Source organism: Granulicella aggregans (genome assembly GCF_014203275.1).
Lineage (GTDB): Bacteria > Acidobacteriota > Terriglobia > Terriglobales > Acidobacteriaceae > Edaphobacter.
The window spans coordinates 1-13,195 of record NZ_JACHIP010000006.1 but is presented as its reverse complement, the minus strand read 5'-3'; the positions used below and the strand labels follow the sequence as shown (position 1 = coordinate 13,195).

9 protein-coding genes are annotated in these 13,195 nt (G+C 58.0%); 6 read left to right on the top strand and 3 right to left on the bottom strand.

Annotated features, from left to right (window positions below):
* Position 1: 1 nt before the first annotated feature.
* Entirely contained in the window at positions 2-991 is a 990-nt protein-coding gene (locus HDF16_RS20035; RefSeq protein ID WP_184220928.1) for a 4Fe-4S dicluster domain-containing protein, read from the bottom strand.
* 347 nt (positions 992-1,338) lie between these two features.
* Here HDF16_RS20035 and HDF16_RS20030 point away from each other — a divergent pair, with 347 nt between their 5' ends.
* The 6 genes from HDF16_RS20030 to HDF16_RS20005 all read left to right on the top strand — a co-directional run bounded on the left by HDF16_RS20030 (position 1,339) and on the right by HDF16_RS20005 (position 9,297).
* A complete protein-coding gene (locus HDF16_RS20030; protein ID WP_184220925.1) occupies positions 1,339-2,616 on the top strand; it encodes an MFS transporter in 1,278 nt (425 codons plus the stop codon).
* 43 nt (positions 2,617-2,659) lie between these two features.
* Complete coding sequence (locus HDF16_RS20025; RefSeq protein WP_184220922.1) at positions 2,660-3,241, top strand: carboxymuconolactone decarboxylase family protein; 582 nt, start codon at positions 2,660-2,662, stop codon at positions 3,239-3,241.
* 1 nt (position 3,242) lies between these two features.
* Positions 3,243-3,797, top strand: coding sequence for a carboxymuconolactone decarboxylase family protein (locus HDF16_RS20020; protein WP_184220919.1), 555 nt, complete (start codon positions 3,243-3,245; stop codon positions 3,795-3,797).
* Positions 3,798-4,109: 312 nt separating this feature from the next.
* Positions 4,110-7,256, top strand: coding sequence for a TonB-dependent receptor (locus tag HDF16_RS20015; protein ID WP_246409458.1), 3,147 nt, complete (start codon positions 4,110-4,112; stop codon positions 7,254-7,256).
* 117 nt (positions 7,257-7,373) lie between these two features.
* Positions 7,374-8,027: a carboxymuconolactone decarboxylase family protein gene (locus HDF16_RS20010; protein ID WP_184220913.1), complete on the top strand. Its 654-nt coding sequence runs from the start codon at positions 7,374-7,376 to the stop codon at positions 8,025-8,027.
* Entirely contained in the window at positions 8,020-9,297 is a 1,278-nt protein-coding gene (locus tag HDF16_RS20005; RefSeq protein WP_184220910.1) for an MFS transporter, read from the top strand. The genes HDF16_RS20010 and HDF16_RS20005 overlap by 8 nt, the downstream gene beginning before the upstream one ends.
* A gap of 375 nt (positions 9,298-9,672) precedes the next feature.
* On the opposite strand, the gene HDF16_RS20000 is transcribed toward HDF16_RS20005, so the two are convergent.
* The gene (locus HDF16_RS20000; RefSeq protein ID WP_184220907.1) at positions 9,673-9,930 is read right to left on the bottom strand and encodes a hypothetical protein; all 258 of its coding nucleotides are present in this window, start codon (positions 9,928-9,930) and stop codon (positions 9,673-9,675) included.
* A 32-nt stretch (positions 9,931-9,962) separates the two neighbouring features.
* Positions 9,963-13,076: a hypothetical protein gene (locus tag HDF16_RS19995; protein ID WP_184220904.1), complete on the bottom strand. Its 3,114-nt coding sequence runs from the start codon at positions 13,074-13,076 to the stop codon at positions 9,963-9,965.
* Positions 13,077-13,195: the final 119 nt, after the last annotated feature.

Sequence of the window (13,195 nt, the reverse complement as noted above, 5' to 3'; positions counted from 1 at the left end):
GCTAAACCGCCATTCGGCGAGCCATCGTGGTAAGCAGCTTGGGCCGCACATCCGGACGAGTCCAGGGACACTCCGCAATGCAGATTCCGCACGATGCGGTCTCGGCGAAGTAGGGAATGCACTTGTCGAAGTTCACATACCAGCGCTCCACACCGCGGACCATCTGCTTCTCTTCCGAGATCGCACCGGGCGGACACGCGCGCGTGCATACCTGGCAGGTGGCGCAGAACTCATCTGCGCCGAAGCGACTTGGGCCGGTGGCCACCAGCGGCATGTTGGTAGTAACTCCCGCCAGACGCACGCCTGATCCAAACTTCGAATTGATTAATGACCCATGCTTGCCCAGTTCGCCCAGACCGGCAGCGATCGCCGGCGGGATAAGAACCAGCGCACTCGCTGAAGGTCCGGGGTAAGGATCGGCAGTGTATCCCTGCGAGCGAATCCAGTTGGCCAGAGCATAGGAAGACCGCGTGCCCTTGGCATATTGATCGCCAATGTCCACCACACCAACGCCGTTCGTTTCGTCCGAAGGAACTTCCTTCAAGCGCTCGTAGTTGTGCGCCAGTCCGAGCACGATGACCCAGGGTTCCTCAACGGTGTAGCCTTCAAAGACATAGAGCGGGTCCATTGCCGCGATGCCCACCGCGTCTGCTTCGTGCGAAAGAGCAAAGTCGGTCGCCTCAGCCGAAAGCTGTTCGGCGGATGCGGGATTCTGCTCCTCAGCGACCGGGATCAGTTCCGGATAACTATAGGCGGCCATGAAGGCCGGGCCCGAATCAGGGCATGCCCGAGAACTCTGTCGGGCGACGACCTGAAGGTCGCCATAGGGATGTTGGTCCGGAGGATGCCAGAAGAAAGGCGACGGCCGACGCGGCGTCTTCTCGCCCAACCCGTTGATGGGATTTCCAGAGACGCGCAGTAGCTCCAGGGTCTCGGGTTTCGGGCTGTAGGTACCTCGTTTTGGACGTCGTGGATTCGGCTGATCTGGCATTGAATTGACCTGCGTGAAGAGTTCGGGAGCGAGCCCATTTTAGGTAGAGGCAACAAGCCTCGCATCGACCGAAAGGTTGATATAGCTGGCAACCGATTCCGCGGAACTCCGGAGTTTGTTGTATGTACATCGCCTTCGTCCTGTCGAATGAACTAAGAGAGTTCTCTGGCCGAGCGCGATAGCTCCATCGAAAGCATGAGATCAAAACCCTCCCTCGTATTGAGGTCAACGCCTGACCGAACACGTACGCTCTGGCTGTCACTGCGAAGACCAGACACGTAACCAGGAAGAGCATTCGATGCTCTTTGGATTGCTGCTGGTCCTTCTTCCGTGACCGCCGAGCGACCATGCCCACGCACCCACCCACGTCCATCGCGAACGAAAGCTCGCTGAGCTATACAGGTTGGCGTGTCACGATGGCCGCCTTCGTCGGTGTTATGGTCAGCTTTGCCGCCATTGTGCCGTACACCTTCAGCCTCTTTTTATCGCCGTTGCAGCTCGCATTTGGATGGAAGCGCGAGGCCATCTCCCGGGGCTTTGCTCTTGCGGCATTGACCGTGGCAGCGTGTTCTCCGTTCCTCGGGTCGCTGCTGGATCGCTTGCCACCACGGCGGATCATTCTGCCCTGCATCGCGATCTTCGCCGTTGGCATAGCCTCGCTCTCGCTGCTCAAAGGACACATCGGGCAGTTCTACGCCACGTATGTAGTCCTTGGTGTAGTGGGCAACGGAACGGCTCAGCTGGCCTACTCCCGCGCGGTTCTGACATGGTTCGACCGCCGGCGCGGCCTGGCGCTGGCCGTTGTTCTGGCGGGAAGTGGAACCGGCTCGATCCTGCTGCCCATGCTCGCACAGCATGTGATCGGGGCATATGGCTGGCACGATGCCTATCTCGTTCTGGGAGTAGTCGCCCTGCTCGGCCTTCCCCTGACCGCGTGGCTGGTTCGCAATAATCCCGCCGCTGAAGCCGTGGCTACAGAGTCAGCTAGCTTGACCACTATCAGCGGCGTGTTGAAGACAAGTACCTTCTGGTTGATTGCAATCCCTGTGCTTCTGTCCGCTCTCAGTCTCAACGGTACGATCGCGCATCTTGCCGCTCTCCTTACCGGACGCTCCGTAACGCCGGCCAGCGCGGCCCTGGCCCTTTCGATGCTTGGGTTGTCGGGCATCGTTGGCCGCCTCATCACCGGCCATCTGCTCGACCGCGTCTTTGCGCCCATGGTCTCGCTGACAGTCTTGCTGATTGCGGCTGCGGGAATTGTCACCGTCGCGTATGCAACGTCTGCCCCGATGGGCATCCTCGGAGCGTTCCTGATAGGCTTTGGTGCTGGAAGCGAGGCCGACGTGGTCCCTTACCTTATCGCGAAGTATTTCGGCAGATCGCGGTTTTCAACGCTGTATGGTCTCAGCTGGACCGCCTACGCAGTCGGTGCGGCCTTCGGTCCTGTGCTCATGGGACGCGCCTTCGATCGCGCGGGATCCTACGTTCCATCCACCGTTCTTCTACTTTCAGCACCCTTGTTCGTGGCGGCTTTCCTTCAGCTCCTTCTTCCGAGATACGCGGAGGATTCCCGCGCGTCATCCTCGGTTTTGCTAACTGGTGCCGCCACCGACCTTTCGATGTAGAAGACTTCCCCTCACCATTTCACCGATCCTCAAAGGAGACACCATGCCCCACATCGAACTTCCCAACCTGCCAGGAATCCGTGGCCCCATGGCCTTCCGCCCCGAGACATCCAAGCCGCTCAACGAGCTGGTTGAAGTCCTGCTGCGCCATCCCAACTCCCTTACCCAGGGCGAGCGGGAACTCATCGCAACCTATGTCTCCTCGCAGAACAATTGCCACTACTGTCAGTCGATCCATGGCGCCATTGCGGCGGCACATCTCGATGATGACGAAGAGCTCGTGAAAAGTGTGAAGCAGGACTTCCACGCCGCATCCGTCTCTCCCAAGCTTAAGGCTCTGCTGAACATCGCAGGCAAGGTGCAGCAGGATGGCAAGAACGTGACCGCCGAGGATGTTCAGGCCGCCCGCAATGAAGGCGCCACGGACATTGAGATCCACGACACCGTCCTGATCGCTGCTGCCTTCTGCATGTACAACCGCTACGTCGATGGTCTCGCTACCTTCCAGCCTCAGGATCCCGCACTCTATCGCGAGCGCGGCAAGATGGTTGCGCGCAATGGCTACGTCGCCGCGAACCTCACCAACGTTGTGGCGCCTGAGCCTGCAGAATTGGTGAGCAGATAATATGCCGCATATCGATCTTCCCAGCCATCTTCCCGGCATCGCTGCAGCGTTCGCCTTTCGTCCTGAGACCGCAAAGCCCATGCGCGATCTCGCTCACATCCTCCTCTTTGAGCCGGGAGCGAATGGCAGTCTCAGCTCGCGCGACAGAGAGTTGATTGCGAGCTATGTCTCCTCGCGCAACAACTGCTTCTTCTGCAAGACCAGCCATGGCGCTGCCGCTGCGAGTCACGTTGGAGGCAGTCCGGAGCTCGTCGCCTCGGTGTGTACTGATCCCGCTACAGCCGATGTCTCTGACAAGCTGAAGGCGCTGCTGATCATCGCGGCCCACGTGCAAGGTGATCCGAAGACAGTCAGTCCCGAACACATTGCAGCGGCTCGTGCGGAAGGCGCAACCGACCTTGAAGTTCATGACACGGTTCTCATTGCCGCCGCCTTCTGCATGTACAACCGCTACGTCGATGGTCTCGCCACCCTCCAGCCTCGCGAGCCGGAGATGTATGAAGCGATGGGCAAGCAGCTCGCGGAGCACGGCTATCGTCAGCCTGCGACGCACTAAATCAAAGATGTAATGAGGTAAGCTATCGATCTGTAACTTATAGAGTTGCTTATAGAGCTACCGCTGCTAATCGGGAGCGACATAGCTCGGCAGTGAAATTTGCCATCGCCGCATCCGCAAAATCAACGGAAGCGGTGGTGGCTCTTTAATTTAGTAACTCGGCGAGATGCTGGGTTATGCGGCTCGATATCCATCAAGAGTTTGACTTTGCATCATCCGAATAGCTGAGGCGCAGTATCCGTTCGTTCCGCATAATTCAGGCCTACGAAAAGAAGCTCAATTCTTCTTATCCAACTCTGCCAAGGAACGTGTATGACCTCGCTCTCTGCTTCTGTTCGTGTCCTTCGCCTATCGATTACGGAACAAGTTTCTATTCCTTTTTCCAACAAAGTGCTGCTCACGGTTTTTTCTGGTTTGGCATTCTTCTTCTTATCCCTGGCATCCGTATGTGCTCAACAGTTCGCGACTGTACGTATTACAGTTGCCGATCCGCAGGGAAGCACCGTGGCGCAGGCAAAGGTCACTATTCGCAACTCCGATACGGGCGTCGTCCGCAACGAAGCCTCAGACCAGCACGGGACCGTTTCGATCCCCGGCCTCTCCGCAGGTCAATACTCTGTCACCATCGATGCGGACTCGTTCGCGTCGTATCAAGCTCCGCTTACTTTGACTCTCGGGCAGGTTGCTGATCTCCAGGTGTCGCTGCGCATCCGCACGAACACCGAGCAGGTTGAAGTTCAGGACACAGCTCAGGGTGTGGACCAGGAACGGATCGAAGGCAGCCAGGTCATCGAGCCGAAACAGATCTCTGACCTCCCTATCTCTGACCGAGACTTCATCGACTTCGTCCTGCTTACTCCGACCGCCACAGTCGGACGTAACTCCAGCACCGGCGCACAATCGGCGTTTCAAGAGACAGTGCTTGAGGTTAGCTTTGCCGGCCTGCGCGAAACCCATAGCGTCTTTTACGGGCTCGACGGCGTGGACTATACGACCCTCGTCTCCGGCGTGCAGCGCGTCAGCCCATCGCTCGATTGGGTGCAGGAATTCCGCGTCGTCAACGGGCCCGATGCGGCTGGTTCAGGTCTCAGCCTGGGCGCGGCAGTCAACACGATAACCAAATCCGGCACCAACGATCTCCACGGATCGGTCTACGAATACATCCGCAATAGCGTCGCGAATGCCAACAACCTGCTCTCCGCCCCCGGCTTCGACACGCTCCGCTTCAACCAGTTCGGAGCCACAGTCGGCGGCCCGCTTCGCAAGGACAAGGCCTTCTACTTCCTCGGCTACGAGGGCCAGCGTCGTGCACAATCGCCGATCTACTCTCGCTTCATTCTGAAGTGCATCGACATCGCAGGCTGCCTCGGACCCGGCACGCCAAGCATCAATCAGATCAAGACCAGCCTCGGTCTTTCGCCGGAGAACCTCGGCTCCATCCTCCAGATCGGCGACTACAACAACGCCTTCGGAAAGTTCACCGACGTGCTGAACCAGCGCAGCACGCTGTCCGTCGGTTATCTCTTCGCGGACGTTCACAATGGCAACACCCCTGCCGCTTCACCCGGCCAGGGCTTGCCCTCGAGCTATCGCGACAACCGCGTCCACGATCAGACGGCCTACGCAAACTTCTTCCACATCGTCGGCAATCATTGGACCTCCGAGAGTTCGGTGAACTTCGGCCGCCGCATCTTCTACATGAACCCTGTCGGGGCGGGATTCGAGCCAGCGCTTAACGTCGCGGACACGCTCTACAGTGGCGGTTTCCTCGGGGGCGTCGACTATTACAGCGAGCATCACTTCCAGGCCAAAGAAGCGATGGCGTATACACGCGGTGAGCACACACTTAAGTTTGGCGCAGAGTTGGAGCCTGGCTGGTTCAGTGCAGAGACTCCCTACTTCACGCCAGGTGTCGGCATCTTCAGTCCCCAGAGCTTCTTCGGTACTGGCCCCTTCGCAGCCTTCGGTCCCGGAACCGCCGTCCAGTTTCTCTTCCAGCAGACCAAGGCTGACTTTGGCCAGCAGGTGCCGCAGCGAAATCTCCCCTTCACGAATGGCTTCTTCGACGGCCCGGACGGTCCGGCCCATCAAGCCGCAGACCAGGTAGCCTTCTGGCACAAACTTGTAGGTCTCTACGTGCAGGATCAGTGGAAGGTCAAACAGAACCTGGTGCTCTCCGCCGGGCTGCGCTACGACGTCGATCTCCTGCCGTCGGCGAGTGATCTCAAGATCGTGGGTGCCATCAACCCGACGAACTACGGCAATGTCCAGCCTCGCGTCGGCCTTGCGTATGGATTCCGTAACGGAAAAGGTGCTGTCCGTTCCAGCTTCGGACTCTATACTGGCTCGCTTGAATACAGCAGCCTGGTGAACGGATGGCATGGTGCATCGCCATTCACCACGATGAATCAACCTCTGCTGCCAACCTTTGCCAATCCAACGCGGGACCTGGTCGGTTTCGGGCCGGCGGGCATGGTCGGAACTGCTGGCCCGGTTCTCGCAGGCGCGGCATTCCGCAACTTCACCCACAACGGCATCTATCCCGCGCCAGGCATCCTCAAGGAGTTTCCCCTCGGCTTTACGGTGCGGAAGTTTCCCTCAAGCTACGCCGAACAGGCGAACCTCGAAGTAGAAAACGAACTTGGCGGAAAGTGGTTTCTGACGCTTGGATATCACTATGTACACGCCATCCATCTCAATAGTTCAAACAGCATCAATGGTGCCCCCGCAGGCTTTCTCTCCGACGGACGCCAGAAGTTCACACCGGCTGACTCTCGTTTTGGTTTCGTTCTCTACGCCACGCCGTCGGGATGGTCGATTTATCACGGAGGCTCGGTCACGCTGCGTAAGGAGTTCAGCCAGCACTTCAGCGTGCTCACCAATTATGTCTATGGAAAATCGATCGACCTCGCGACTGAAAATCAACTTCAGGACGAGCCGCAGGACTACCTGCAGCCGCAGCTCGATCGCTCTGTCAGCGACAACGACGTGCGCCACCGCCTCGTCGTTACAGCTCTCGCAGAGACTCCCGAGACCTGGAGTGCGCCCTTACGCGGCATCCAGTTCTCCATGCTCAATACATTGCAGAGCGCGCAGGCCTACAGCATCCTTGCCGGCTCCGATATCAATGGTGACGGCTTCCCCTTCAACGACCGTGTCGGCAACATCGGACGAAACACGTATCAGGGTGCCCCGTACTATGACACCGATCTTCGCCTCCAGCGACTCTTCTCATTCAGCGAGCGCTTCAAACTGAACGCCAGCGCCGAGGCGTTGAATGTCTTGAACCGCGTCAACGTGCAGGACGTCGACCAGGTTTACGGCGCGGGAGAGTTCGGCGGTGCCACTCCGAAGCGCTACGGCGACGGCGTAACCAGCCCAGCCAATCCAACCTTCGGCTCGCCCACTTTTGCGGGAGCGGCCCGGCAGTTTCAGCTTTCGATCAAGTTGAAGTTTTGATTTCGCCGCTACCTCACTCTCGCTTTCCGAACGTGAGTCCACCTAAAGATTGAGGACATTGCCAATCGGGCTGCGTAGCATTTCCGTGTCCGCGAATCACATCGTGTCCGAACAACTATGCCTATCTCTCAAGACCAAGCACCTGCACCGCGCGAAGAACCGCACCTGGTTCAAGCTGCGAATCTAGACGTCGTAGATGAGGCGAACGCCTCCCCTGAGATCAAGGGCCTGTATCAGCAATTTCGCGAAGACTTTGGCCGCCCTCAAGTTCCTGGCATTCTGCAGTGCTTTGCCACGCACCCGCCGCTGCTGGTTCACATGATGGGTCTGGCGAAGTCGATGCTCTTTGTAGATGGCGTTCTCGGCCGACAACACAAGGAGATGATCTCCACTTTTGTCTCCGCAATCAACAACTGCAGCTACTGTACAGATAGCCACGCCTATTCCTTCCGCGTGCAGGGCGGCTCCGCGCCCGCGCTCGACGCTGTGCTCGCCTGCGATCCCGAGTCCCGTTCGATCACGGCGGAAGAGCGCACGCTGCTTCAGTTCGTGAAGAAGATCACGGAGGAATCGCAATCCATCGCTCCCTCGGATATGGAAGCGATGCGATTGGCTGGTTGGACCGATCTGCAGATTGCCGAAGCGATTCACGTGACCGCTCTCTTCGCAACGTTCAACCGCGTTGTGAATGCGTTCGGTTTGCCTTCGCAGGAGTTGCTGAAGCAATTCGAGCGACCACAGCAGGAGGTAAACGGTGACTCCCATGCCTGAGACGAGCCTTGCCACGACGAACGATGAAAGTACGATCCACTATCCCGGCTGGAGTGTGGCGACCGCCGCGTTTGCCGGCGTCATGACAAGCTTCTCTCCGATCGTGCCGTACACCTTCAGCCTCTTCCTGAATCCTTTGCATACCGCCTTCGGCTGGAAGCGGGAGGCGCTCGATGGCACCTTCGCGATCGCTGCCATCACCGTTGCACTCGTGTCTCCCTTTATAGGTATGCTGCTGGACCGCTTTCCTCCCCGGCGCATCATCCTGCCGTGCATACTCGTGTTCGCCCTCGCTCTCGCTTCGCTTAGCCGCTTGAGTGGAAGCATCAGCCAGTTCTACTTCACTTTCTTCATGCTCGGATTGGTTGCGAACGGGACCGCTCAGTTCGCTTACACGCGCACGATTCTTACTTGGTTTCAGAAACGCCGCGGTTTCGCGCTGGCTTTGATCTTGACCGGCAGTGGCGTCGGCTCGATCCTGATTCCACCCGCCACGCAATGGACGATTGCACATCACGGCTGGCGTAGCGCGTATCTCCTGCTAGGTGGGATAGCACTCCTCGGACTGCCACTGACCGCCCTTCTCGTCCGCAATCGTCCGGCTGCGGTCCTGCCCCAGGATGAACCTGCTGTCTCAGGTGTCAGTGTGAAGGGGGCTTTCGCGAGCACGGCGTTCTGGGTCCTCTGTGGCATCACGGTACTATCCGCCTTCAGTGAAAACGGGTTGGTCACAAACCTCGCCGCCATTCTTACGGATCATGGTGTCACGCCGCAAAGCGCCGCACTGGCCTTGTCGGTGCGAGGGGGCGCCGGCATTCTCGGAAGACTGGGCGTCGGCTTTCTCATTGATCGATTCTCGCCCCAACGAATACAAACAATGATTCTCGTACTGGCAGCGGTCGGGACCTTGATTCTCGCCTTCGCCGGATCTCCTGCCGTTTCGTTACTAGGGGCCACCCTGCTTGGTGTCGGCCTGGGCAGCGAAGCAGACGTTCTACCCTACCTTCTTGCGCACTATGTCGGTCGAAAGAATTTCTCCGTCCTCTATGGGCTGACGTGGACGGCTTACGCCATCGGCGGAGCCACTGGACCTATGTTCGTTGGCCACATGTACGACGCCACTGGAGCCTATCACTCCAGTTCTATCGCTCTTCTCGCATCGATCGCTTTCGCCGCTGCCGGCGTAAGCCTGATGCTGCCACGCAGAAAGAGCGTAGCCAAGAGCGCGGCTACGGAATTTAAACAAGGGGTCGAAGTTCTGCCGTCGTAGATCGAAGGCAGAACTAGCTGATTTGTATGGGGACGACGGATGGGATGGCGACCTGTAGCCCTCACTTTACGAGTCGGTGTATTCATCTTCATCGGCCGATGAGTATGGGCTCTCTAACCTTCCGTTCCGCAGCGAAGATGATCCAACGCAATGTTCTGTGTTCTGTGTTCTGTGTTCTGTGCTCTGTGCTCTGTGCTACAGCCAACTTCACGCTGCTCAGGCGTGAGAGGATTAGCCAAGTTTTTTATGAACTCCAACCGCTGTATCCTGGCCGCCGCATTCTGTCTTCTTCCGATAGCTTCGGTATTCCCAAGGGGACCAAAATAAATGGTCTGGACAAGTGCACAGAAGGGTATCAATTGATCGGGCAACATCCTAGTTTTGACTGCGCCCCATGCCGCCGGTGAAGGTCCACTTGAGGATGTTCTGCCTGGCAGTCGTCCCACCGGTGCCAGCCGTAAAGCCAACATAGGCGTTCGAGCCCGACACTGACACAATATCTCCAGGAAAGACTCCAGTTGCCGAAACGCCGGCCACCGTATCTCTTATGGTGTCCGGCGTCATGCCATTCAGGTAACGAAGATGGACTACAAAGCTATGGCCGCTCTGGAGGTCGACATGAGCAGGCGTCAAGCCGATCGCGAGTATTGTTCTGGCTCCTGTAATCAGGAGCAGCGGACGACGAGCTCGCAGATTCTCTCCTGCGGCTTGCCTTCGACGAAGACGGAAAGCAGCAGCCTCTCGCGGCAGGCGCGGAGGACCACCGCCTCGAACCCGCGCTCGCACGTCTTGAAGGTGCGGCTGCCCGAGCAGCACTCGCTCAGAACGAACCCCTCGAAGTCCCCGAAGCAGTTATAGATTATCTCGCACACCTTCCCCTTGAACTCGTGGCGGTGTTCCGGTTCCTGGAGCTGTTTTTTCACGGGCACACCATTTACGTTGGGAGGAATGCTGCTCGAGTTGCCGCCTAGGCCATCCACGCGTCCTGCGATATAGGAGATGTAGCGCTGGAGCACTGGATACCAGCGGTTGGCCGGCGCCATCTTTTCGAGACGCCACTTCATGATTGCCAGCGTGTTTTCTTCCGGACGAAGCATCACCTCGCCAGTGGTGACCGGAATCTTTATTGTGAATGTTCCCACAACGTAGCGGTAAGTCTTCTTCGATACGGGGGGAGGATTGGAAGTATCGTGCGCCACGGCGGCGGACTTGACCACTTGACCCGCCTTGCCATTCTTCTCAACGGTCGATGGCAGGGAATGGGTTCGCACGTTGATAACGACTGGAGGGTTGATCTCACGCGTAGAGATCCTGCGAATCACAACATTGAACTCCTGTCCCTTCTTGACGACCATCGGGACGTCGAGAGTGATGAGGCCTGCGAAGTTCTCGCCAGTCCCAGAGGGAATGGGCACGTAGGTCACGCCGCCTGTGATCTTCGTTTGAATGGTGTGCGTGTCCGCGGCTGTGAGGCTGTGGCTGCTGTAGATTGACGAAGCGAGGCCGATGACGGTTGACGCCATCACCTGCGGCCAGTAGATCGAGGCGACGCTGCCGACCGGAACCGCTCCCCAATCGATCATCAACTCGTCTGGTTCTGCGAGGTGAATGCCTCCGGTGCTGGGCCGGATGTCGAACGTCTGCGGCACGCGATGCGCGGATGCCGGACCCGGATTATCGACTAAAGTAAGCTGCAGGTTGCGCTGCGCGAGCTTGTCCGAGCCCGAGGGCGTCGCGCCAATCAAGATGGGTGCCTGGTCATAAGCGATCTGTGCCACCAGGCAGTGGTGGGTTCCGTTCAACCACTCTTGAATTGACTTGCCGTCGATGACGTTTCCGCTGTCGAAGATGTTCAGGAAGCAGCCATAGTAGGCCCACACCAGGTCCTCTCCGGGAGGAGCCGTGGGGATCACCATGTTCCGAGTATTCGGTCCGCCCGGCGCGTAGTCCGAGTTTGCGTTCAGGTTGCCACTGGCAAACATTGGCAAGGTGATGTGATCGCTGCCCACCAGTGGTGAACCAGGTAAACCGGCGCCGTCGGGAAGAAACGGATAGGTCGATCCAGGTTGATAATCCGCATCCACCGTCTCGGTAGACCAGATGCGGAAGAAGACCTTCACGCCGTCTGCCGCGCCGGACGGGCCTGCGGTGCCCTGCAGCCGCACCCGGGCAATCGCGAAGGGATAGTTTTTGTAGGTGTTGACTGTTAGCGGCCCAGGAAAGGGAGAGCCGAAGATCTGGACTGTCTCCGGAGCAACGGAAGAGAAGTTCTCGAGTGCGCCATCCTGTTGCGGAATGGTGCCATCAGAGAATGGATCGCGTGTGCCGTCGGTGAAGTGATTGCTCGAATCGTTCAAGAAGGTCAGCAGGCTCTGTACATAGCTGTACGCCCCCGCCACGCTGTCGCTGCTGAAGCTCGGCCCGCCCAGGACAGGGCGATTGATGAGCCCTGGTATCGCGGTGAAGACGCGCAGATCCTGGCTCAGGTAGAAGTCGTTGTTCGCAGTCGGATCGCCGGGATTGGTATTGATATTCGAAAAGTATGGGTCCGCTCCAGCGACCAGCTCGAACTCGATTGCTGCGTCCGATCCTGGAACTTTGGTGCCTCCAATCGTGAGGAAAGCGTTCAGGTCATACATTTGGTTGCCCGTTGCTGGAAAGTCCGAGTCAGCCGCAGCTTGCGTGAAGTGAACGTCATAAGGGATCCGGATCATCTGCGGTGACGCCGGGTTCGCCGCGTTCTGGAATATGATCCCTCCACTATTTTGCGTGATTGTCACTCCGGCCAGATTTGCGAACGCTCCTGTCAAAGTGGACGCCGTAACGCCCAGCGAGTTGAAGGAGTTCTTGCTGAACCCATCCACGATCAGCCAGAAGGCGTTGGTCCACACGCCGCCCTTTGTCTTCAGCAGGTCTTTGACCTCGTCCTTGCCAAAGGTGGGTTTATTCGCCCAGAACTGTAACAGTCCCAGAGGGAATGGGTTATCGGTGACGGGTCCTGGGATCGTCGCCGGTGTGCCCGTCGGGAAATTCTTCTCCATCAACGCCGCAAAGAACGGAAACGGATCGCCCGAATCACCGGTGAGCTTCTGGTACGTGTCCGCCATCGTCGATCCGTGCGCCGCAATGATCTGGTTGATGGTGAACCCAAGCTGCACGTTCAGGTAGTAGATGAAGCATAGCGCGCAGCCAAAGCTGATCGGGTCCGCATCCCCCCTGGTCGTTGAGTTTCCAGTGAAGGTCTGGTTCACCCAGTCAGGGCGCGGGCTCTGATTCAACCACTGATCGACCCATGAGGTGTAGTAGTTATAGTGGCCTGCCTGAAAGCGAACGATGCCGCAATATTGAGAGAGCCCCTCGCCGTTACTGTCTCCGGCGTTCCAGTTGCCGGCTACGCCCATTAGCACCTCGACCCATTCGTTCATAAAGACCATCTCGGTCCGGCCCGCTGCGATCGAGGCACCTACGCCGACGCCGTTTTGCGCGTCGCAATTGATGGGATTTCCATAGCCGCTGTTATTGGCGCCTGGAAAGCTCGTAGCAGTGGCATTCAAATTCAGATCCACAACCTGGCGATTGCCGGTGCCAAACTTTCCCGCAGGCGTGGCGAACCAGCTCGTCGTCACGTTGAACTCGTTCTCCAGAACTCCAAGCAGCGCATCCGCATTGGCGATCGCAGCAGCCACATTGGGCAGTGTGGCCTCGTACTGCACCTGAAAGTTCGTGGTGAATCCTGGTCCAAAACCGATGTCGGTCAAACTACCGTTAGTCAATGCCATGATTGAGTTCCTTCCATAAGCCGTGGCGGTCTCAACCGGTCGATGCAACACCATCTGATTTAGATCATTTCTTGAGAGGTGGTGTGTATGAGACAAGAGAGACGTCATGGTCTTTCTGC

Coding starts and splice junctions, on each gene's coding strand:
- HDF16_RS20015 (WP_246409458.1), top strand. CDS start 4,110: ATGACCTCGCTCTCTGCTTCTGTTCGTGTCCTTCGCCTATCGATTACG.
- HDF16_RS19995 (WP_184220904.1), bottom strand. CDS start 13,076: ATGGCATTGACTAACGGTAGTTTGACCGACATCGGTTTTGGACCAGGA.
- HDF16_RS20035 (WP_184220928.1), bottom strand. CDS start 991: ATGCCAGATCAGCCGAATCCACGACGTCCAAAACGAGGTACCTACAGC.
- HDF16_RS20025 (WP_184220922.1), top strand. CDS start 2,660: ATGCCCCACATCGAACTTCCCAACCTGCCAGGAATCCGTGGCCCCATG.
- HDF16_RS20020 (WP_184220919.1), top strand. CDS start 3,243: ATGCCGCATATCGATCTTCCCAGCCATCTTCCCGGCATCGCTGCAGCG.
- HDF16_RS20010 (WP_184220913.1), top strand. CDS start 7,374: ATGCCTATCTCTCAAGACCAAGCACCTGCACCGCGCGAAGAACCGCAC.
- HDF16_RS20030 (WP_184220925.1), top strand. CDS start 1,339: ATGCCCACGCACCCACCCACGTCCATCGCGAACGAAAGCTCGCTGAGC.
- HDF16_RS20005 (WP_184220910.1), top strand. CDS start 8,020: ATGCCTGAGACGAGCCTTGCCACGACGAACGATGAAAGTACGATCCAC.